This is a genomic window from Burkholderia stabilis, assembly GCF_001742165.1.
Taxonomy (GTDB): domain Bacteria; phylum Pseudomonadota; class Gammaproteobacteria; order Burkholderiales; family Burkholderiaceae; genus Burkholderia; species Burkholderia stabilis.
The window spans coordinates 1,311,837-1,333,811 of the sequence record NZ_CP016442.1 but is presented as its reverse complement, the minus strand read 5'-3'; the positions used below and the strand labels follow the sequence as shown (position 1 = coordinate 1,333,811).

The following is a 21,975-nucleotide window of genomic DNA, read 5'->3' as shown; positions in this document are numbered from 1 at the left end:
CGGGCTGCCCGGCGCGGCGGACGTTCGGTCCGCCATTCATTCACCCGGATTCGGGAATGACGCGCCGACCGGCTATCATGTGCGCGATGCATTTTTCGCCGCTACGCAATACAACGCGTCGGCCAACCGGTTGGAGTACACATGGCATTACCCCTGGACAACGTCAGCATGGCCGTGTTCTGCGACTTCGAGAACGTTGCGCTCGGCGTGCGCGACGCGAAGTACGAGAAATTCGACATCCAGCCCGTGCTGGAGCGCTTGCTGCTGAAGGGCAGCATCGTCGTGAAGAAGGCCTATTGCGACTGGGATCGCTACAAGGGCTTCAAGGCGTCGATGCACGAGGCGAGCTTCGAGCTGATCGAGATTCCGCACGTGCGCCAGTCGGGCAAGAACTCGGCCGACATCCGGCTCGTCGTGGACGCACTCGATCTTTGCTACACGAAGTCGCACGTCGATACGTTCGTCATCATCAGCGGCGACTCGGATTTCTCGCCGCTCGTGTCAAAGCTGCGCGAGAATGCGAAGAAGGTGATCGGCGTCGGCGTGAAGAAATCGACGTCGGACCTGCTGGTTGCGAACTGCGACGAATTCATCTTCTACGACGATCTGGTGCGCGAGCAGCAGCGCGCGCTCGCCAAGCGCGAACAGCAGCGTGTGGGCAACGGCGGCCCGAAGCGGCCCGACGAGCCGTCGCGCAAGCACGACATGGACGCGCGCAAGGCCGAGGCGATCGCGCTGGCGGTCGAGACGTTCGATGCGCTCGCGTCGGAGCGGGACGACGTCGGCAAGATCTGGGCGTCGGTGCTCAAGAGCGCGATCAAGCGCCGCAAGCCGGATTTCAACGAGTCGTACTACGGGTTCCGCGCGTTCGGCAACCTGCTCGACGAGGCGCAGGCGCGCGGTCTGCTCGAAGTGGGGCGCGACGACAAGTCGGGCGCGTTCGTGTCGCGGGCGCGCCAGCAGGCGGCCGCCGAGCACGTCGCGACGGCCGGTGACGGCGGCGCCGCGCACCACGGCGCGCGCGCGGCGGAGCCGGCGCGGGCCGGGCGCGAGCCGCGACGTCGCGGGCAGCGGGCGGAAGCGGTCGTGCATGAAAGCGTGCAGGTCGAAGCGGAAGAGGCGGCCGTGGCCGAGCTCGCCGACACGGCGGCGGTCGCGCAGGCTGAAGCGACTGAAGTGGCCGAAACGGCCGAAGCGCACGGCGATGCGAAGGACGGCCGCAAGCGCGCACGCAAGAGCGCGGCGAAGAAAACCGGCGCCAAGAAGGGGGCCGCCGCGAAGGGTGCCGGCCGTCAGGCGGCCGGGAAGCCGGACGACGCGGCGCATGGCGCGGCGAAGCACGGCGACGACAAGCACGCGCACGGCAAGCATGCCGACGACGGCCATCGCGAGGCCGCGCAACGTGACGAGCGGCACGCTGCGGTGACGCACGCCGAGTCGGCAACCGGCGATTTCGGCGGCGACGCTGCTGCCCAACCGTCGCATGATGCCGCGCCGGTCGAATCGGCTGCCGAACCGATTGCCGACGCGCCGGCCGTAGCCAAGAAAAAGCCGGCCCGCAAGGCGGCGCCGCGCGCGCGCCGTCCGCGCAAGACGGCGACCGCCGCCGAGTGACGGCCGCCGGCCGGGTGCCGTCCGAAACCGGGCGGCGCCCGTGCCGCGCGATCCCGGCCGGCGCAACGCCGGCCTAGCCGTTCAGCGCATACGGCTGCGTCATCACTTCGAGGAAATGGCCGTCCGGATCGTCGAAATACACGCCGCGGCCGCCGTTGTGGCGGTAGATGTCGTCGGGTTGCCGCTTGGCCGGATCGGCCCAGTGCGGCAGCCCGCGTTCGCGAATGCGGGCGAACACGCGATCGAAACCGGCTTCGTCGATCAGGAACGCATAATGCTGCGCCGCGATCTCTCCCGCCTTTTCGTAAAAATCGAGCGACACGCCGTTGTCGAGCCGGACGACCAGCATCGCGCCGAACGGCGTCGGCGGCGGCAATTCCAGCAGCTCGGTGAGGAAGCGGCTCGACGCGCGCTTGTCGCGGCACCAGACGATCGTATGGTTGAGCTGGACGTTCATGGTGTGTCCCCGTGAAGGGCCCCGCGGTGGGCATGGACTCACGATAGCCGATCGCCGCCGCGGTTCAAGCGCGGAAAGCGGCCGCCCGGCAGGCAGCCGCTTCCGTCATGCGCCATCACGCACCTTCATGCACCGTCACTCTCCGGCGATCGCCTGCCCGCCGGAATTCCCGCGGCGGTCGCGCCGCTTCTCGGCCCACACGCGCAGCCGGTCCATGTACAGATAGACGACCGGCGTCGTATAGAGCGTCAGCACCTGCGACACGATGAGGCCGCCGGCGATCGCGATCCCGAGCGGCGCGCGCAGCTCGGCGCCGTCGCCGCTGCCGAACGCGAGCGGCAGCGCGCCGAGCAGCGCTGCCATCGTCGTCATCATGATCGGGCGGAAGCGCAGCAGGCACGCCTCGTGGATCGCGTCGAACGACGATTTCTGGTTGTTGCGCGTCTGGTCGATCGCGAAGTCGACCATCATGATCGCGTTCTTCTTCACGATGCCGATCAGCAGGATCACGCCGATCAGCGCGATGATGCTGAACTCGGTCTTGAACAGCAGCAGCGCGAGCAGCGCGCCGACGCCGGCCGACGGCAGCGTCGACAGGATCGTGATCGGGTGGATGTAGCTCTCGTACAGGATCCCGAGCACGATATAGACGGCCAGCAGCGCGGCGAGGATCAGGATCGGCTGGTTGTCCAGCGACTGCTGGAACGCCTGCGCGGTGCCCTGGAAGCTGCCGACGATCGTCGGCGGGACGCCGATCTGCGCCATCGTCTGGTAGATCACCTGCGTCGCCTGCGACAGCGACACGCCCGGCGGCAGGTTGAACGAGATCGTCGTCGCGACGAACAGGCCCTGGTGGTTGACCGACAGCGGCGTCGTGCTCGGCCCGAAGGTGGCGATCGCCGACAGCGGGATCATCGTCGACTTCGACGTCGAGACCGACGCGCCCGACGATGCACTCGACTTGCCGCTCGCCGCGATCGAGTTCAGCGCCTGGTTGCGCGCGGAATCGGACGCGATCGCCGCGGCGCTCTGCGTGGCCGTGCCGGCGCTCGACGTGCCGGCCGACGTCGCGACGTAGGTGCCGGCGGCCGCGTTGGTGGTCTGCGAGCCGTTCGCGCTGCCGCCCGACGTGCTGACCCACACCTGGTTCAGCATTTCCGGGCTCTGCCAGTATTTCGGCGCGACTTCCATCACGACGTGGTACTGGTTCAGCGGGTTGTAGATCGTCGAGACCTGGCGCTGGCCGAACGCGTCGTACAGCGTGTTGTCGATCTGCGCCGGCTTGATGCCGAACCGCGCGGCCGTCGCGCGGTCGATCGTCACCATCGCCTCGAGGCCGCCCTGCTGCTGGTCGGAGTTCACGTCGGTCAGCTCGGGGCGCTTCTGCAGCGCCTCGGTCAGGATCGGCCCCCACTTGTACAGATCGGCGCTCGAATCGCCGAGCAGCGTGAACTGGTACTGCGCGTTGCTCTGCCGGCCGCCGACGCGAATGTCCTGCGCGGCCTGCAGGAACGTGCGCGCGCCGGCGACGTCCGACAGCGGCACGCGCAGTTGCTGGATCACCTGGTCGGCCGACAGCTTGCGCTCGGTGCGATCCTTCAGCGTGACGAACATGAAGCCCGAGTTGGTTTGCGTGCCGCCGGTGAAGCCCGCGACGCTCTTTACGTTCGGGTTGCCCTGCACGATCCGCATCATCTCGGAGAACTTCAGCTTCATCGCCTGGAACGACGTCGACTGGTCGGCCTGGATGCCGCCGATCATCAGCCCGGTGTCCTGCTGCGGGAAGAAGCCCTTCGGCACGACGATGTACAGGTAGACGTTCAGCCCGATCGTCGCGAACAAGGTCATCAGGATCAGCAGCGGCCGGCGCAGCGCCCACGACAGCGAACGCTCGTAGCCGCGCTGCATGCGCGAGAAGCCGCGCTCGAGGAAGCGCCCGAAGCGGCCTTCGCTTTGCGGGTCGTGCGATTCGGCCAGCAGGCGTGCGCACATCATCGGCGTGACGGTGAGCGACACCGCGAGCGATACCGCGATCGCGAGCGACAGCGTGAGCGCGAACTCGCGGAACAGGCGCCCGACGATGCCGCCCATCAGCAGGATCGGCAGGAACACCGCGACGAGCGAGATGCTCATCGACAGCACGGTGAAGCCGACCTCGCGCGCGCCGTCGAACGCGGCCTGCATGCGCGGCTTGCCGTTCTCGATGTGCCGCGAGATGTTCTCGAGCACGACGATCGCATCGTCGACGACGAAGCCGGTCGCGACGATCAGCGCCATCAGCGACAGGTTGTCGATCGAGAAGCCGAGCAGGTACATCGCGCCGAACGTGCCGATGATCGAGATCGGCACCGCGACGCTCGGGATCAGCGTCGCGCGCCAGTTGCGCAGGAACAGGAACACGACCATCACGACGAGGCTCATCGCGATCAGCAGCGTGTGCTCGGTGTCCTTCAGCGACGCGCGGATCGTCGTCGAGCGGTCGAGCACGGGCGTGACCGTGATGTCGGCCGGCAGCGACGCGGTGAGCTGCGGCAGCGCCGCGCGCACGCGGTCGATCGTCTCGATGATGTTCGCGCCGGGTGAGCGGTAGAGGATCACGAGCACCGCGCGCTTGCCGTTCGACAGGCCGAGGTTGCGCAGATCCTCGACCGAATCGACGACGTCGGACAGATCGGACAGCCGCACGGCCGCGCCGTTGCGGTACGCGACGACGAGGTCGCGGTACTGCGACGCCTGGGACGCCTGGTCGTTCGTATAGAGCTGAAAGTGCTGCGGGCCGAACTCGATCGCGCCTTTCGGGCTGTTCGCGTTCGCGGAGGCAAGCGCGGCGCGCACGTCTTCGAGGCCGATCCCGTAATGGAACAGGGATTGCGGTTCGAGCTCGACGCGCACGGCCGGGTTCGCGGAACCGCTCACCGACACCTGGCCGATCCCGTCGATCTGTGACAGCGACTGCTGCAGCACCGTCGACGCGGCGTCGTACAGTTTCGCGGGCGACGACGTTTCCGACGTCAGCGACACGATCATGATCGGCGAGTCGGCCGGGTTGACCTTGCGGTAGGTCGGGTTGCTCTTCAGCGCTGCAGGCAGGTCGGCGCGCGCCGCGTTAATCGCGGCCTGCACGTCGCGCGCGGCGCCGTCGATGTCGCGGTTCAGGCCGAACTGCAGGATGATCCGCGCATTGCCGACCGTGCTCGTCGACGTCATTTCGGATACGTCGGCGATCGAGCCGAGATGCCGCTCGAGCGGGCTCGTCACGCTGGTCGCAACCGTCTCTGGGCTCGCGCCCGGCAGCGACGCCTGCACCGAGATCGTCGGGAAGTCGACCTGCGGCAGCGGCGACACCGGCAGCTTGATGAACGCGAACAGGCCCGCGAGCGCGACGCCGAGCGCGAGCAGCGTCGTCGCGACGGGGCGGGTGATGAAGGGACGCGACAGGTTCATGTCGGCACTCGCTGGGCCGCCCCGTGTTCCGACGGATGCGTTTTCGGGAGATGGGGGGGTGCGCCCCCCACGCGAACGAAGTGAGCGTGGGGGTCGTTTCATTTACGCATCCGTGCGCGTGCCGGCGTGGGGGCCGCGGCGTTCGAACCAGCCGCGCACGCGGCGCGCGAGCGAGTCGAAGCCGAGATAGATCACCGGCGTCGTGAACAGCGTCAGCACCTGCGACACGATCAGGCCGCCGGCGATCGCGATCCCGAGCGGCTGGCGCAGCTCGGAGCCCGCGCCGGAGCCGACGATCAGCGGCACCGCACCGAGCAGCGCGGCGAGCGTCGTCATCAGGATCGGCCGGAAGCGCAGCAGGCACGCCTGGTAGATCGCCTCGCGTGGCGGCTTGCCTTCGACGCGTTCGGCCTCGAGCGCGAAGTCGATCATCATGATCGCGTTCTTCTTTACGATGCCGATCAGCAGCACGATGCCGATGATCCCGATGATGTCGAGGTCGTGCCCGGTGATCATCAGCGCGAGCAGCGCACCGACGCCGGCCGACGGCAGCGTCGACAGGATCGTGATCGGGTGGATGTAGCTCTCGTACAGCACGCCGAGCACGATGTACATCGTGATGACCGCCGCGAGGATCAGGAACAGCTGGTTCGACAGCGATGCCTGGAACGCGAGCGCCGCGCCCTGGAAGCGTGTCTGGAACGACGCGGGCAGGCCGATGTCTTTCTCGGCGGCCTCGATGGCCTTGACGGCCTCGCCGAGCGACGCGCCCGCCGCGAGGTTGAACGAGATCGTCGTCGACGGGAACTGCGACAGGTGCGCGACCAGCAGCGGCGACGGCCGCTCGTGGAACGACGCGATCGACGTCAGCGGCACCTGGCCGCCGCCGGCCGACGGCAGGTAAATGTCGTTCAGCGATTCGGCGTAGTGCTGCTCCTTCGGCTCGGATTCGAGAATCACGCGGTACTGGTTCGACTGCGTGAAGATCGTCGACACGATGCGCTGGCCGAACGCGTCGTACAGCGCGTTGTCGACGGTCGCCGGCGTGATGCCGAAGCGCGCGGCGCTGGCGCGGTCGATCTCGATGTAGACGGACTGGCCGTTGCTCTGGAGATCGGTCGCGACGTCGGCGAGCGACGGCTCCTGCTGCAGCCGCGCGACGAGCTTCGGCACCCAGGTCGCGAATTCGTCCTGGTTCGGGCTCGTCAGCATGAACTGGTACTGCGTCGGGCTGACGGTCGAGTCGATCGTCAGATCCTGCACCGACTGCATGTACAGCGAGATGCCGGTCACGCCGTGCACGCGGTGCTGCAGGTCGCGGATGACCTGGGCCGCGGTCTCCGAGCGGTCGTCGCGCGCCTTCAGGTTGATCAGCATCCGGCCGCTGTTCAGCGTGATGTTGCTGCCGTCGACGCCGATGAACGACGTAAGGCTGTCGACGTTCGGGTCCTTCAGGATCTCGGCGGCGAGCGCCTGCTGGCGTTCGGCCATCGCGCCGTACGAGATCGATTGCGGCGCCTGCGTGATCGCCTGGATCACGCCCGTGTCCTGCGCGGGGAAGAAGCCCTTCGGCACGTACACGTACAGCAGCCCGGTCAGCACGAGCGTCAGCACCGCGACCACGAGCGTCGAACCCTGGCGGTTCAGCACCCATTCGAGCGCGACCGCGTAGCGTGCGATCACCCAGTCGATCGCGCGGTGCACGCGCGCCTCGAAGCGGTGGCTTTCCGGCGGCGGCGAATGGCGCAGCAGCTTCGCGCACATCATCGGCACGAGCGTGAGCGACACGATCGCCGAGATCACGATCGTCACCGCGAGCGTGATCGCGAATTCGTGGAACAGGCGCCCGACCACGTCGCCCATGAACAGCAGCGGGATCAGCACCGCGATCAGCGACACCGTCAGCGAGATGATCGTGAAGCCGATCTGCTTCGAGCCCTTCAGCGCAGCCTCGAGCCCCGATTCGCCTTCCTCGACGTAGCGCGCGATGTTCTCGATCATCACGATCGCGTCGTCGACCACGAAGCCGGTCGCGATGGTCAGCGCCATCAGCGACAGGTTGTTCAGCGAGAAGCCGGCCATGTACATCACCGCGAGCGTGCCGATCAGCGACAGCGGCACCGACAGGCTCGGAATGATCGTCGCGTAGATGTTCGCGAGGAACAGGTACATCACGAGCACGACGAGCCCGACCGCGAGCAGCAGTTCGAACTGCACGTCGCGCACGGCCGCGCGGATCATCGTCGTGCGGTCGGTGACGATCTCCACGTCGAGCGCGGCCGGCAGCGTTTCCTGCAGCTTCGGCAGTTGCGCCTTGATCGCGTCCACCGTCTGGATCACGTTCGCGCCCGGCTGGCGCTGCACGTTCAGGATGATCGCGGGCTCCGAATTCACCCACGCGCCGAGCTTGGTGTTCTCCGAGCCGGCGACGACCTTCGCGACGTCGGTCAGCATCACCGGCCGGCCGTTCTTGTACGCGACGACGGCGCTGTTGTACTGATCGGCGCTCGTGAGCTGGTCGTTGGCGTTGATCGTGTAGGCGCGCGTCGGGCCGTCGAAGTTGCCCTTCGGCGTGTTCACGTTCAGGTTCGAGATCGTCGTGCGCAGGTCGTCGAGGTTCATCCCGTACTGCGCGAGCGCGGTCGGGTTCGCCTGGATCCGCACGGCCGGGCGGTTGCCGCCCGACAGGCTGACGAGGCCGACGCCCGCGATCTGCGAGATCTTCATCGCGAGGCGCGTGTCGGCCAGGTCCTGCACCTGCGTGAGCGGGAGCGTCTTCGACTTGACCGCGAGCGTGATCACCGGCGCGTCGGCCGGGTTGACCTTCGCGTAGATCGGCGGGGCAGGGAGGTCGGACGGCAGCAGGTTGCCGGCCGCGTTGATCGCGGCCTGCACTTCCTGTTCGGCGATATCGAGCGGCAGGTCGAGCGAGAACTGCAGCGTGATCACCGACGAGCCGGCCGAGCTTTGCGACGACATCTGGTTCAGCGACGGCATCTGCCCGAACTGCCGTTCGAGCGGCGCGGTCACGGACGAGGTCATCACCTCCGGGCTCGCGCCCGGGTAGAAGGTCTGGACCTGGATCGTCGGGTAGTCGACTTCCGGCAGCGCGGCGAGCGGCAGGAAGCGCAATGCGACGAGGCCGGCCAGCATGATCGCCGCCATCAGGAGGGCGGTGCCGACCGGCCGGAGAATGAAGAGGCGGGATGGATTCATCGAGCGGCCCGCGCGTTATTGGGCCGCTGCCTGCGACGCGCCGTGCTTGTGTCCGCCGTGGTGGCCGGCCGTATCCGAGGCGCCCGACGCCGCGCCGGCGCCGCGCGCGCCCGATGCGCCTTTCGGCTTGTCGGCCGGAATCGAGATCTTCGACCCTTCGCGCAGGCGGTCGGAGCCGTCGGTCACCACGCGCTCGCCGAGCGCGACGCCGCTGACGATGCTCGTGCGTTCGCCGTCGACCGGGCCGATCGTGACCTTGCGTACCGTCACCGTGTTGTCGGGCTTCACGACATAGACGAACTGGCCGATCGAGCCCGTCAGCACCGCGGACGTCGGCACGATCGTCGCATTGCGCATCACGTCGACGAGCAGCCGCGTGTTGACGAACTGATTCGGAAACAGCATGCCTTCCTTGTTATCGAAGTTCGCGCGCAGCTTGACCGTGCCCGTGCTGGTGTCGATCTGGTTGTCGAGCGTCGCGAGCGAGCCCGTCTTGAGCGGCACCGTGTTGTTGCGGTTGTACGCGGTGACCGACAGCTTCTGGCCCGCGTTCACCTGCTTGACGATTTGCGGCAGGTTGTCTTCCGACGTCGTGAAGATCACGCTCATCGGCTGCAACTGCGTGATCACGACGATGCCGTTCGAGTCGCCCGGCGTCACGTAGTTGCCGGGGTCGACCTGGCGCAGGCCGACGCGGCCCGACACGGGCGCCGTGATGCGCGCATACGTGAGGTTCAGCTTCGCGGAATCGATCGCGGCCTGGTCGGTCTTCACCGCCCCTTCGTATTGCTTGACGAGCGATGCCTGCGTATCGACGGTTTGCGACGCGATCGAATCCTGCGACAGCAGCGTCTGGTAGCGCTTCAGGTCGAGGCGGGCCGTCGCGAGCAACGCCGAATCGCGCGCGTGCGTGCCTTCGGCGTTTTCGAGCGACACCTGGTACGGGCGCGGGTCGATCTGCGCGAGCACGTCGCCTTTCTTGACGATCTGGCCTTCCTGGAACGCCACCGATTGCAGATAGCCCGACAGTTGCGTCTTGACCGTCACGTTCGCGAGTGGCGTCACGGTGCCGAGCGCGGACAGCACGATCGGCATTTCGCCCTGCGTCGCGGTCGCGACCTGCACGGGCTGCGGAACGTTCGCCATCGCAGCGGGGCCGCCGCGGCTGTGACGCCCGCCGCCACCGCTGCTGGCCCCCTGGGCCGCGCTGCCGGCGCCGGGGGTGGCGGCCGGCGTGCGATTCCACGGATGCCACCACAGCAGGCCGCCGATGACGACGACCGCAATCGTCCCGGCCAGCAGCGTGCGGCGCGGACGTCGCGCAGCGGGTGCGGCGGAATCTTTCGAAGGGGGCGTGGGCTTTTGTTCGTTATCCATCGTTTTCTGTCAGGAAGACGGCGCGGCGTGCCGGGATGCGGACTGCTGGGCTGCGCGTGGGCATGCGGTGCCGGGAGGGCCGGCCGGCTCGGTCCGGGGCCCCGCCGACCCGCGCGGGAAAAGAGCGGTGCGCGCCGCGAAGGCGGCGCGACGATGGGCATGATCCTACGTCCCGCCCCCGTTACAGTCCAGCGGTCTATCTTTCAACGGGTTACGGTCGTTACAGAACGCGACGGGACGATGACGGAACGATTACACGCTGATGCGGCGGGCCGGTGCGCCGCCGATCTCGCGGGTGATTTTCGCGATGCATTCGTGCAGCGCGGGCACGACGTGTTCCTGCAGCCATTCGGGCGAGCACTGGTGCGCCGCGCCGCCGCAATTCACCGAGTAGCGCTGCCCCGACGGGCCGACGAAACCGGCAGCGACCGCATTCAGGCCCTCGCGCCATTCGCCGATCGCGATCGCGTGGCCGTCGCGCATGGCTTCGTCGAGCGCGGGGGTCAGGCGCGACGAGACGTGCGGCCAGTCGTCGCCCGCCGTGGTGCGTAGCGACTCGAGCAGCAGGCGCCGCTCGTCTTCCTCGAGTGCGGCGAGATATGCGCGGCCCACTGCCGTGCGCGCGATGTCCATCCGCGAGCCGATCTCGAGGCGCGTGACGAGCACGGCCGAGCGCGGCCGGATCACGTCGATCGCGACCATGTCGAGCCGGTCGCGCACCGCGAGGTGCACGGACAGCGACGTGCGCTCGGCCAGCTCGATCATGAACGGCCGCGAACGCGCGCGGATGTCGAAGTTGCGCAGGAAACCGTGGCTCAGCTCGAGCACCGACGCGGTGAGCACGAAGCGCTCGCTGTCGGGCAACTGGAACAGGAAGCCGGCGCTTACCAGCGTCGCGGTGATGCGCGAGACGGTCGGCTTCGGGATACCGGTCAATTCGGTCAGTTCGCGGTTGCTGACGGGGGCGTCGGCAGCCGCGATACGGCGCAGCACGGCAAGGCCGCGGGCGAGCGCGGTGATCTCGTCGGGCGACGATTCGCGTTCCCGGGACACGGGAGGGGTTACAGTTGTCGACACGAGGGATTCTCTCTAATTCCGAAACTCGATTTCAATTTTGTTGGTATTGTAGGACTATTGTCAAAAGATGCATGTTCCGCGGGCGAACCGGTCATTGGATGAGATTTTACGGGTTCACCCTTGGTTTATTAGGAAAACGCTCAAATGAGCATTGCCGGAATGTGCATGAACCGGTGCAAATACCGCTTGACTTGTCGGGCGGAAACGGAAAGAATGTCTCACGTTTTCGAAACATCGTTTCAGGAGTTTAACCGGCAACGGTGTTTCGCGCAGTCTCTCAGGTTCTAGCACGGCCCTCGGAATGGCTAGAACTTTTTTAGCGCCACGGTCTCCGTGGCGCTTTTTTTTGCCCGTCCGCCAGGACGCGTCAGGCCCGTATTATCACCCGACCTCGAAAAACGACCGCGCCAGCGCCGCGCGGGGTGTGTTCGTGCGCGCGCGCCGCGCGCAAAAAAAACGCGATGCCCGCACTGGGCATCGCGCATGAAACGGCGTGGAGCGCCGACGAATGAACGGTGATGAAGAAAGGAGGGCGAGCCCCCCTCGGACGGCCCGGTCAGGCCTTCGCGAGCTTGATGCTGGTCTGCTCGGCCGTCAGGTAGCCGACGCTTGCGCCGAAGCGATCCTTGAAGTTCGTGCGCACGAGCGGATCGAGCGTCGGCTTGACCTTGTCGTGCAGCGGCGATTCCCAGTCGCCGGCGTGCTGGAAGTTGCTCATGATGTACGTCCAGCCGTTGATTTCGTCGACCGCGTGCAGGCCCGTCGATTCGGCGCCGGCCGGGCACGACAGCACGCGCACGAGCGATTTCGTGTCGACGTTGTACGCCCACAGGAAGTTGTTTACGTGCATGCCCGAGTCCTCGCCGATGAAGAGCGTGCGCAGCTTCTCGGAGAACTTCAGGTTGTCCGGGTTCGCGATCTTGTCCGGGTTCGCGAGGTTGCCGAGCGCATCGGCCGCGGCGAGATCCTCGCCGACGAGCGCGGCCGGCGCGCCCATGTCGACCGGCACCCATTCGCTGTCGATCGCGTTGCCCGTCGTGTCGCGCTGGCTGGCCTTCAGGTTCAGCGCGTAGACGGCGCCCGCGGCGATCTTCTTGTCGACCGCGACGTCGCGCGACACCGCGTTGCCCTTGACCATCGACGTCTCGATCCGCGACATCGCCGTGTAGACGATCTTGTCTTTCGCGTTCACGGTCGTGCCTTCAAGCTTCGTGAAGCCCATGCTGCCGCCGAGCAGCGCCGCGTAGCGGTGCGTCTCGAGGAACGCGGCGGCCTTTTCCATCCCCGGCTTCACGCGCATCCAGTTGAACTTGCCGCCGAAGTGGATCTTCGTATAGCTCGCATCGTTCGGGTCGGTGGTCACCAGGTCCATGATGTCCGATGCCTTCAGCGTGTTCGCAAGCGTTTCGATTTCGCTGCTCGTCGCGTGGCCGATCCGGATCCACGTGAGCGTCGCGGTGCCGGCGCCGGCGGACGACGTCTGCGTCCACTTCGCGACGTACAGCGTGCCGGCCGACAGGTCGGCCGCCTTGTCGGCGACGAACATGAACAGGCCGCCGTTGGTTGCGTCGTCACCCATCATCACCGTGCGCTGGTCTGGCATCACCTGGATCAGCTCGTGCGAGATACGGCCGAGGCAGTAGTGCTTCTTCACGGTGCCCGTGCCGTCCGCGTTCACGGTGATCTCAGGCAGGTGGCCGTAGTGGTAGGGGTTCGCCTTCGTCTCGTCGCCGAACGTGTTCTTGCTGAACGCCTTGAACTGCGCGTCGGTCGCGACTTTCGTCGCGTCCGGCTCGTACTCCTCGCTCGACAGGTGCGTGCCCCACGGCGACAGGCTCGCGCCGCAGGTGATCCACAGGCCGTGTGCCTTCGACGTGTCGACGTTGTGGTACTTGACGACCTTCAGCGCGCCATTGGCCGGGTCCTGGTCGAGCGTGAGCACGGCGATCGGCGACGGCAGCTGGCCGTACTGCGATGCGCTGGCCTGGTCGCGCGTCGTGTATTCGAACTGCACGACTGCGAACACCGTGTTGCCCTTCACGCCGGGCACGTTCGCGTTCTTCAGCGTGAGCAGCGAGCTGCCGTCCGGGCAGTCGGAATAGAACTGGCGTTCCTTGCCGGCCACCGAACGGTCGATGATCGGCTGGTTGTTGATGTCGTAGTAGCCACCCGCGAGCGTCGTGCCGCCCTTGCCGTCCGGCACCATGTCGCCCGTCACGAAGAACGGCCGGTACGCGAGCTTGAAGTTGCGCGACGAGCCGTCCGAGAACGACACCGACAGCGTCGAGCCGACCGTCGTCGTGGCCATCGCGGCCGCGTTGTCGAGCGTGGGCGCGGCCATCGCGGAGAACGTCGCCGACGTGTAGGCGGCAGCCACCGGGGCCGGCGTCGACGCGGGGTTGTCGTCGCCGCCGCAACCTGTCAGCAGGGCCGGCAGCGCGAGGCCGGAAAGGGGCAGCATCGGCGCGCCGGCGAGGATCTTCAGGGCCTGACGACGGGCAACATTGGGCAACGCGGGCATGTGGAGTCCAGTTTCAGTTGTTGGAAGAATGGCCTTCGCGAAGCAGGCGATCGGCAAGCTTCGCGAAGGCGTATTGAAAACTGGACGGAAGTGTAAGGACGCTAGATGAAAGTTTTTTGAATTGAAAACGTAATGATGTGTCTGGCGTTCGTCAGGCGCTCAATCGCGTTCGGGCGTCGCCGAGATGCGGTGGATCGACAGGTCGGCGCCGTCGAACTCGGCTTCGCGGTCGAGGCGCAGCCCGACGGTCGCTTTCAGCGCGCCGTAGACGAGCGTGCCGCCCGCGGTCGCGATCGCGATGCCGCCGAGCGTGCCGACGAGCTGCGACATGAATGACACCCCGCCGAGGCCGCCGAGCGCGGGCAGCCCGAACACGCCGGCCGCGAGGCCGCCGAGCGCGCCGCACATGCCGTGCAGCGGCCACACGCCGAGCACGTCGTCGATGCGCCACTTGTTCTGCACGCAGGTGAACATCGCGACGAACAGCGCGCCGGCCATCGCGCCCGTGACGAGCGCGCCGATCGGGTGCATCACGTCGGAGCCGGCGCACACCGCGACGAGGCCCGCGAGCGGCCCGTTGTACGTGAAGCCCGGGTCGTTGCGGCCGGCCATCCACGCGGCGAGCGTGCCGCCGACCATCGCCATCAGCGAGTTCACGGCGACGAGGCCGCTGATCTTGTCGAGCGTCTGCGCGCTCATCACGTTGAAGCCGAACCAGCCGACCGCGAGCACCCACGCGCCGAGTGCGAGGAACGGGATGTTCGACGGCGGGTGCGCGGCGATGCGGCCGTCCTTCGCATAGCGGCCGTGGCGCGCGCCGAGCAGCAACACGGCCGGCAGCGCGACCCAGCCGCCGAACGCATGCACGACGACCGAGCCCGCGAAATCGTGGAACGGCGCACCGAACGCGTGCGTGAGCCATGCCTGCACGCCGAAGCGTTCATTCCAAGCGATGCCTTCGAAGAACGGGTAGATGAAGCCGACGATGATGAGCGTCGCGACGAGTTGCGGGTTGAACTTCGCGCGTTCGGCAATGCCACCGGACACGATCGCAGGGATCGCCGCCGCGAAGGTCAGCAGGAAGAAGAAGCGGACGAGCGCGTAGCCGCTGTGCTGCGACAGCGTGCCGATGTCGTCGAAGAATTCGATGCCGTACGCGATCGTGTAGCCGATGAAGAAGTACGCGAGCGTCGACACCGAGAAGTCGACCAGGATCTTCACGAGCGCGTTGACCTGGTTCTTCTTGCGGACCGTGCCGAGTTCGAGAAATGCGAAGCCCGCGTGCATCGCGAGCACCATGACGGCGCCGATCAACAGGAACAGTGTGTCGACGCCGGATTTCAGACCATCCATGCCGTGGCTTCCTTGCGCAAAAAACGGGCAAGGAACGCAAGTATCGAGCCAACTTGGTGAACGACTGCGTGGTGTTGGTGCCCGGGCACCGCGCGGTGCGGCATTCCGGTGAATCGTGCACGGCAAGGGGGCGTAGCCGGCGGTGATGTCGAGTGCACGGGCGTGGTGCGGCGCGTGCGGAACTGGTGCGTTTGGCGGGCGGCGTGGCGCAGCGTGGTGCGCAAGGGTGCGTCTTCACGCACCGATCTGGCGCGTCAGTGACGCGCGAACAGCGTGCGCGGCCGGCGCAACCGCAGCGCACACGCCGACCAGTACGCGGCGACGGTCGTCAGCCCGAGCGCGGCGAAGGCGAGCGAGAAGAAGCCCGCGAGCGACTGGCCGTCGCCGTCGGGGCCGAGGATGCCTTGCGCGACGATCAGCGCGGCCGTCCAGAAGCCGATCACGGCTTGCGTGAGCAGGCGCGCGGACGCGACGCGGCGCGGGCGTCCGGCCTCGGCCAGACGGCGCGCCGATGGCGGGCGCAGGCACAGGAACAGGGTGGCGGCGAGCAGCGCGGCCAGGGCGATGAACCAGTCGACGAGGAAATCCATGAGAAAAAAGGGACACGTATGAGGCGGATTGAAGCGTGCCCACTTTAGTGATGTCGCGCCTGCGATTGAATCAGACGAATCCGAAATTGAAAGGCATTTTTAATCGCGGGTCGTCATTGGGCCTGTTCCACAGGCGGTATCATCGACCTCGGTCCAACCATGAGGCCGTGCGACGCGCGGCCGGAGATTGCTGATGAACATGAAGACATCGCGGGCGCGTCGCGTGCCCGGGTTCGCGCTGGCGGCCGTGGCGGCCGGTGCGCTGTTGTTGCTCGCGGGCTGCGAGAAGTCCGGCACGCCGGTCGCGCAACCCGATACGGCCGCGAGCGCGGCGGCCGACGCCGCGAACAATGCGGCCAAGGCGCTCGACCAGGTGGCGAGCACCGTCAACCAGCAGATCAACGCCGCGAAGGCCGGTATCGCGTCCGCGGCGTCGGCCGTGCCGCCGCTGTCCGCCAGCGGCCTTGCGTCCGCCGCGCAGGCGCAGATCGACGCGGCGGCTTCCGCGGTCGTCGCGCATGCGGCGTCCGAAGCGGGCGCGAAGATCGCCGAAGCCGGCAAGAAGCTCCAGCAGTGGAGCCAGCAGAACGCGGCGGGCGCCAAGCCCGCGAGCGGTCAATGACGCCGGCTTGCGTTATTGGCTAAATGTACTTATCATGGTTACATATTGTCGCCGGCCGCGGTCCGGGCTGGCGTCGTCGGGTAGGTGAGGAATGAATACCAGCAGCCGGTTCGCGTTTGCCGTCCACGTGCTTGCCTTGTTGTCGGGGAAGGAAGGCGTGCCGCTGTCGTCCGACATCATCGCCGGCAGCGTGAACACGAATCCGGCGCTTATCCGCCGGTTGCTGTCGATGCTGGCAGCCGCGGGGCTGACCACGTCGCAGCTCGGCGCGGGCGGCGGCGCGCTGCTGGCGCGCGAGCCCGGCGAAATCACGCTGCTCGATGTGTATCGAGCAGTCGACGATGCGCAACTGTTCGCGCTGCACCGTGAGGCGCCGAATCCCGCGTGTCTGGTCGGGCGGCACATCCAGGGTGCGCTGATCGACTATATCGGCGACGCGCAGCGCGCGATGGAAGCGTCGCTCGCCACGCGCACGCTTGCCGACGTCACGGCTGACGTGCTGGATCTGGAGCAGCGTATGCAGCGTAAAGGGCGTGCCGGCGGGTAACCGGCGGCAGGCAGAGAAAGCGGCCGGGCGGCGCGCAGTCGCGCCGATCGGCACAACGGGGGGTTCCTCGTTTTTTTTGGTCTTTTGTGTAACTAAATATGTTACATATTTTTATGGAGCATCGATATGACCCAACGTACCTTGAATATCGCGCTGTTCGGCGCCACCGGCATGATCGGCTCGCGCATCGCAGCGGAAGCCGCACGACGCGGCCATCGTGTGACCGCGCTGTCGCGCCATTCCGGCGCAGCTGCGGACGGCATCACCGCGAAGGCGGCCGACCTGTTCGACGCGGCCAGCATCGCGGCCGCGCTGCCGGGTCATGACGTCGTCGCGAGCGCGTATGGTCCGAAGCAGGAAGGTGCGGCGAAGGTCGTCGCGGCCGCGAAGGCGCTGGTCGCCGGCACGCGTCAGGCGGGCCTGAAGCGGCTCGTCGTGGTGGGCGGCGCGGGATCGCTCGAAGTCGCGCCGGGCAAGCAGCTCGTCGACAGCGAAGGTTTCCCGGACGCGTACAAGCCGGTCGCGCTCGCACATCGCGATGCGCTCGATTACCTGAAGACGGTCGCCGATCTCGACTGGACGTTCTTTGCGCCGGCCGCGATGATCGCGCCGGGCGAGCGGACGGGCACGTTCCGCACGGGCGTCGGCAAGCTGATCGCGGACGCGCAAGGCAACAGCAAGATCTCGGCGGAAGACTACGCGGTCGCATTCGTCGATGCGCTCGAGCAGGACAGCTTCGTGCGCGAGATCGCGACGGTCGCGTATTGAGGCGGGCGACAAGCGGCGGCGCGTGAGCGCCGGCGTGGTCCCGATGCGGCGCCGAAGCCGCGACGGGCAACGCATGCGGGCGATTCCATCCTGACGGGTGGGATCGCCTTTCTTTTTTAGGGTTCGCGACCAGGCGACGGAGCGGGGCGGCAGGCCGTTTCATGCGAGGGCGCGCGGGCGCAGGATGGGCGCGTTGCCGTGGTCGCGCGTCCGCTCGGCGAATGCAGTGGTTCCGATTGGTGTTTATCCCGGTCGACGCGGAGAGGGGCATTTCATATCGTTCCCCGTTGTGCAGAATGCATAGAATAAATTTCTATTTACGAGGGACTGGAGAAATGGACGCCATCGATCGCAAGCTGCTGGAGTTGTTGCAGGCGGATGCCACGCTGCCGATCGCGGAGCTGGCGCAGCGCGTGAACCTGTCGCAGACGCCGTGCTGGAAGCGCGTGCAGCGGCTCAAGGAGACCGGTGCGATTCGCGCTCAGGTCGCGCTGTGCGATCCGCGCAAGCTCGGGGTCGGCACGACCGTGTTCGTCGCGATCCGCACGAACCAGCACACCGAAGAGTGGGCGCAGCGTTTCACGCAGGCCGTGCGCGACATGCCGGAAGTGGTCGAGGTTTACCGGATGAGCGGCGAGACCGATTACCTGCTGCGCGTCGTGGTGGCCGGCATTGACGATTACGACCGCGTCTACAAGCAGCTGATTCGCGCGGTGCCGCTGTTCGACGTCAGCTCGTCGTTCGCGATGGAGCAGATCAAGTATTCGACTGCGCTGCCCGTGCGCGATCTTGCCGAGCCGGCCTGACGCTCGCTGGCGGCAGGTTCAGCGGCCGCGCGCCAGTGCGCGCGCGCGTTCGTCGGCCAGCGCGTCGCGGCGCACGAAATCCGCGACGAACGGGCTGGCCGGATGGTGGTGCAGCGCATACGGGGTATCCCATTGCGCGAGCTGGCCGTCCTTCATCACGCCGATCCGGTCGGCGATCGCGAACGCTTCGGCCTGGTTGTGCGTGACGAGGATCGCGGTGTGACCGGTGCGTTTCAGGATGTCGCGCAGTTCGAACGCGAGCCGCTCGCGCGTGTCGACGTCGAGATTCGAGAAAGGCTCGTCGAGCAGCAGCAGTTCCGGCGACGGCGCGAGTGCGCGCGCGAGCGCGACGCGCTGCTGCTGGCCGCCGGACAGTTCGTGCGGATACGCGCCGGCGGAATCGGCGAGGCCGACGAGTTCGAGCATTTTCGCGACACGCATCCGCCGTTCGGCCTTCGGCATCCGCCGCAGGCCGAAAGCGACGTTGTCGGCCGCGCTCAGGTGCGGGAACAGCGCATAGTCCTGGAACATCATGCCGATGCGCCGCCGCTCGGGCGGCACGTCGAGCGACGGCGCCGCGACGGGCGTGCCGTCCAGCATGATGCGTCCCATGCGCACGGGCTCGAAGCCGGCGATCGCGCGCAGCACGGTGGTCTTTCCGCAGCCCGACGCGCCGAGCAGGCAGCCGATGTCGCCGCGCGGCAGCGCGAGGCTCAGCCCGTCGACCACCGTGCGGCGGCCGTGCGGCGTGTCGTAGGCGAGACAGAGATCATCGAGTTCGAGCAGGTTCACGGTGTCAGTTTCCGATCTTGTGGCGGGTGCGGGCGAGCAGGATCACGGGCACGAGCCCGGCCAGCACGATCGCGAGCGCGGCGACCGCGCCTTCCTCGTAGGTGCCGCGCGCAGCTTCCGCATACAGCCAGGTCGCGAGCGTGTCGAAGTTCAGCGGGCGCAGCAGCAGCGTCGCCGGCAATTCCTTCATCGCGTCGACGAACACCAGCAGCGCGCTCGTCGTGAGCGCGGGCCGCAGCAGCGGCAGATGCACGCGGCGCAGCGTGCCGCCGGCCGTCTCGCCGAGCGAGCGCGCCGCCTGTTCGAGCGACGGCGGAATGCGCGCGAGGCCGGCCTCGATGCTGCCGGCCGGGATCGCGAGAAAGCGCACGGTATAGGCGATCACGAGCGCCGCCGACGAACCCATCAGCAGCAATCCGTCGCGGCCGAGCGCCGCGCCGAACAGCCGGTCGGCCGCCGCGAACGGGATCAGCAAGCCGATCGCGAGCACGGTGCCCGGCACCGCATAGCCGAGGCTCGCGATCCGTGCGAACCCGCGGGCGGGGCCCGCCCGTGCGCTGTCGCGTTGCGCGCGCGCGGCCCATGCGACGACGAGCCCGCACGCGAGCGTCGCGGCGGTGGCGGCGGTGGCGATCGTCAGCGTGTTCGCGAGCCCCGTCATCAGCTGGGCGGACACGCCGCCGACGAGATGCAGCCGCTTGCCCGTTTCGACCGCGAGATACGCGGCCGGCGCGCCGAAGCCGAGCAGCACGGGCAGCCAGCCGAGCACGGCGGCGCCCAATGCCGCCGTGCCCGTCAGGCGGCGCGGCGCGATCGGCCGCATACGCCGGCCGTGCGCGTAGCGCTGGCGGCGGCGCCCGTAACGTTCGAGCGCGATCATGCCGACGACGATCGCCAGCATCGCGAGCGCGATCTGCGCGGCGCCGGCGAGATCGGAGCGCGTGATCCACGTCGTATAGACGGAGACGGTCAGCGTTTGCACGCCGAGGAATTCGGACGCGCCGATGTCGTTCAACGTTTCCAGCAGCGCGAGGCTCACGCCGACTGCGATCGCGGGCCGCGCGAGCGGCAGGACGACGCGCCGGAACGTCGCGATGCGTCCTGCGCCGAGCGTGCGCGCGGCTTCGAGCAGGCTCGCGGACTGCGTGACGAACATCGCGCGCGTGCTCAGGTACACATATGGATACAGCACAAAACCGAGCACGAAGATCGCGCCGGGCAGCGAGCGCAGGTCGGGCAGGCGGAACTGGCGCGGGCTGTCGAAACCGAGCAGCCAGCGGATCGCGCCCTGAACGGGGCCGATCGGGTGCAGCAGGTCGAGATACGCGAACGCGACGATGTAGGTGGGGACCGCGAGCGGCAGCAGCAGCGCCCACGTCAGCATCCGGCGGCCGGGAAAGTCGTACGCGGTGACGAGCCACGCGCAGCCGGTGCCGACGATCGACACGATCGCGCCGACGCCCGCGAGCAGCAGCAGCGTATTGACGAGCGCTTGCGGCAGCACGAATTCGGCGAGATGACGCCAGTGCGCGAGATCGGCGTCGAACGCGGCGGCCACGAGCACCGCGAGCGGCGCCGCGACCGCTGCGGCGATCGCCAGCGCCGCGATCAGCCACAGGCTGCCTGCGCGCGGCCGCAGCCGCGGCCGGTCGGGCTGCCGGCGTGTGCCGGCGAACGATGCGTCAGTTGTCAAAACCGACCTTGTCGACGAGCTGGCTCGCCTGCTTGCGATGCTTCGCGATGTCCGCCAGCGGCAGCGGGTCGATTTTCAGCGTGCCGAAGCTTGCGATCACCGGGTCGAGCTTCACGTTCGCGCGCACCGGGTATTCGTAGTTCGCCTGCGCATACAGCGCCTGCGCTTCCGGCGACACGAGGTATTCGAGCAGCTTCACCGCGTTGGCCTTGTGCGGCGCGTGCTTCGCGACCGTCGCGCCGCTGATGTTGACGTGCGTGCCGCCGCTCTTCGCGTTCGCGAACGTCGGCCGCACGACCTTGATCGCGTCGCCCCACTTGCGCGCATCGCTGCCCGGCTCGGCATTCTTCATGTGACCGACGTAGTACGCGTTCGCGAGGCCGACGTCGCAGATGCCGCCGAGGATGTCGCGCGCGACGTCGCGGTCGCCGCCGGTCGCCTTGCGCGCCAGGTTCGCCTTCACGCCGCGCAGCCACTTCTCGGTCGCCGCTTCGCCGTCGTGCGCGATCATCGCCGCGACGAGCGCCGTGTTGTACGGATGCTGGCCCGAGCGGATGCAGACCTTGCCTTTCCACTTCGGATCGGCGAGATCCTCGTAGCGGAACGCATCGACCTTCAGGTCCTTTTCGACGTACAGCACGCGGTCGCGCAGCGACAGCGCGTACCAGTCGCCGTTCGCGCCGCGCAGGTTCGCGGGAATCGCGTCGTCGAGCGCCTTCGAGCGCACCGGCTGCGTGAGCCCGCCGTCGACGAGGTCGAGCAGGTTGCCGACGTCGACCGTCATCAGCACGTCGGCCGGCGATTGTGCGCCTTCCGCCTTCACGCGCTCGAGCAGGCCGTCCTTCACGAACACGGTGTTGACCTTGACGCCGCTCTGCTTCGTGAACGCGTCGATGAGCGGCTGGATCAGCTTCGGTTCGCGGGTGGTGTACAGGCTCACTTCTTCGGCCGCCTGGGCAAGCGGTGCGAAGGCGGCCGCGGCAAGGGCGAGGGCGCCGGCAAGCGGCAGCAGGCGAGTGCGCGGATTCGACATGAAGACTCCGGTGGGGCAGGTGGACGAAGGGAGCGTTCCGGGGCGCGCCTGCCGCCCGAGCGATC

The 21,975-nt window shown here is 67.6% G+C and carries 16 protein-coding genes; 5 read left to right on the top strand and 11 right to left on the bottom strand.

The annotated features are described in order from the left end of the window. Positions 1–141 precede the first annotated feature (141 nt). On the top strand, positions 142–1,614 hold the full coding sequence (locus BBJ41_RS06140; RefSeq protein ID WP_069745768.1) for an NYN domain-containing protein: 1,473 nt from the start codon (positions 142–144) through the stop codon (positions 1,612–1,614). 73 nt (positions 1,615–1,687) lie between these two features. On the opposite strand, the gene BBJ41_RS06135 is transcribed toward BBJ41_RS06140, so the two are convergent. From BBJ41_RS06135 to BBJ41_RS06100, 8 genes are all read right to left on the bottom strand, one after another. Then, the gene (locus BBJ41_RS06135; RefSeq protein WP_069745767.1) at positions 1,688–2,071 is read right to left on the bottom strand and encodes a VOC family protein; all 384 of its coding nucleotides are present in this window, start codon (positions 2,069–2,071) and stop codon (positions 1,688–1,690) included. A gap of 135 nt (positions 2,072–2,206) precedes the next feature. Further along, a complete protein-coding gene (locus tag BBJ41_RS06130) occupies positions 2,207–5,515 on the bottom strand; it encodes an efflux RND transporter permease subunit (protein WP_069745766.1) in 3,309 nt (1,102 codons plus the stop codon). Positions 5,516–5,617: 102 nt separating this feature from the next. Further along, positions 5,618–8,731 carry an MdtB/MuxB family multidrug efflux RND transporter permease subunit gene (locus BBJ41_RS06125; RefSeq protein ID WP_069745765.1) on the bottom strand — a complete coding sequence of 1,038 codons (3,114 nt, stop codon included), beginning with the start codon at positions 8,729–8,731 and terminating at the stop codon, positions 5,618–5,620. Positions 8,732–8,746: 15 nt separating this feature from the next. Further along, entirely contained in the window at positions 8,747–10,108 is a 1,362-nt protein-coding gene (locus BBJ41_RS06120; RefSeq protein ID WP_069745764.1) for an MdtA/MuxA family multidrug efflux RND transporter periplasmic adaptor subunit, read from the bottom strand. A gap of 252 nt (positions 10,109–10,360) precedes the next feature. Next, a complete protein-coding gene (locus tag BBJ41_RS06115) occupies positions 10,361–11,185 on the bottom strand; it encodes an IclR family transcriptional regulator (RefSeq protein ID WP_069745763.1) in 825 nt (274 codons plus the stop codon). A gap of 556 nt (positions 11,186–11,741) precedes the next feature. Further along, complete coding sequence (locus tag BBJ41_RS06110) at positions 11,742–13,706, bottom strand: PhoX family protein (protein WP_069745762.1); 1,965 nt, start codon at positions 13,704–13,706, stop codon at positions 11,742–11,744. Between the two features lie 159 nt (positions 13,707–13,865). After that, entirely contained in the window at positions 13,866–15,059 is a 1,194-nt protein-coding gene (locus BBJ41_RS06105; RefSeq protein ID WP_069745761.1) for an ammonium transporter, read from the bottom strand. A 254-nt stretch (positions 15,060–15,313) separates the two neighbouring features. Continuing rightward, positions 15,314–15,649, bottom strand: coding sequence for a hypothetical protein (locus tag BBJ41_RS06100; RefSeq protein WP_069745760.1), 336 nt, complete (start codon positions 15,647–15,649; stop codon positions 15,314–15,316). 193 nt (positions 15,650–15,842) lie between these two features. Between BBJ41_RS06100 and BBJ41_RS06095 the strand changes: the two genes are divergently transcribed. From BBJ41_RS06095 to BBJ41_RS06080, 4 genes are all read left to right on the top strand, one after another. Next, complete coding sequence (locus tag BBJ41_RS06095) at positions 15,843–16,271, top strand: hypothetical protein (protein WP_069745759.1); 429 nt, start codon at positions 15,843–15,845, stop codon at positions 16,269–16,271. A gap of 91 nt (positions 16,272–16,362) precedes the next feature. Beyond that, positions 16,363–16,818, top strand: a complete 456-nt coding sequence (locus BBJ41_RS06090) for an Rrf2 family transcriptional regulator (RefSeq protein ID WP_069745758.1) — start codon at positions 16,363–16,365, stop codon at positions 16,816–16,818. Between the two features lie 126 nt (positions 16,819–16,944). Then, positions 16,945–17,586 (top strand): NAD(P)-dependent oxidoreductase, encoded by a 642-nt coding sequence (locus BBJ41_RS06085; protein WP_069745757.1) that lies wholly within the window; start codon positions 16,945–16,947, stop codon positions 17,584–17,586. Positions 17,587–17,921: 335 nt separating this feature from the next. Continuing rightward, the gene (locus BBJ41_RS06080) at positions 17,922–18,392 is read left to right on the top strand and encodes an Lrp/AsnC family transcriptional regulator (protein ID WP_011351482.1); all 471 of its coding nucleotides are present in this window, start codon (positions 17,922–17,924) and stop codon (positions 18,390–18,392) included. Positions 18,393–18,410: 18 nt separating this feature from the next. Here the strand turns inward: BBJ41_RS06080 and BBJ41_RS06075 are convergent, their stop codons facing one another. The 3 genes from BBJ41_RS06075 to BBJ41_RS06065 are packed head-to-tail and all read right to left on the bottom strand — an operon-like array spanning position 18,411 to position 21,910. Next, positions 18,411–19,184, bottom strand: coding sequence for an ABC transporter ATP-binding protein (locus BBJ41_RS06075; protein WP_069745756.1), 774 nt, complete (start codon positions 19,182–19,184; stop codon positions 18,411–18,413). 4 nt (positions 19,185–19,188) lie between these two features. Then, on the bottom strand, positions 19,189–20,877 hold the full coding sequence (locus BBJ41_RS06070; RefSeq protein ID WP_069745755.1) for an ABC transporter permease: 1,689 nt from the start codon (positions 20,875–20,877) through the stop codon (positions 19,189–19,191). Then, positions 20,867–21,910: a Fe(3+) ABC transporter substrate-binding protein gene (locus BBJ41_RS06065; RefSeq protein WP_043182119.1), complete on the bottom strand. Its 1,044-nt coding sequence runs from the start codon at positions 21,908–21,910 to the stop codon at positions 20,867–20,869. Before BBJ41_RS06065 ends, BBJ41_RS06070 begins: the two co-directional genes overlap by 11 nt. Positions 21,911–21,975: the final 65 nt, after the last annotated feature.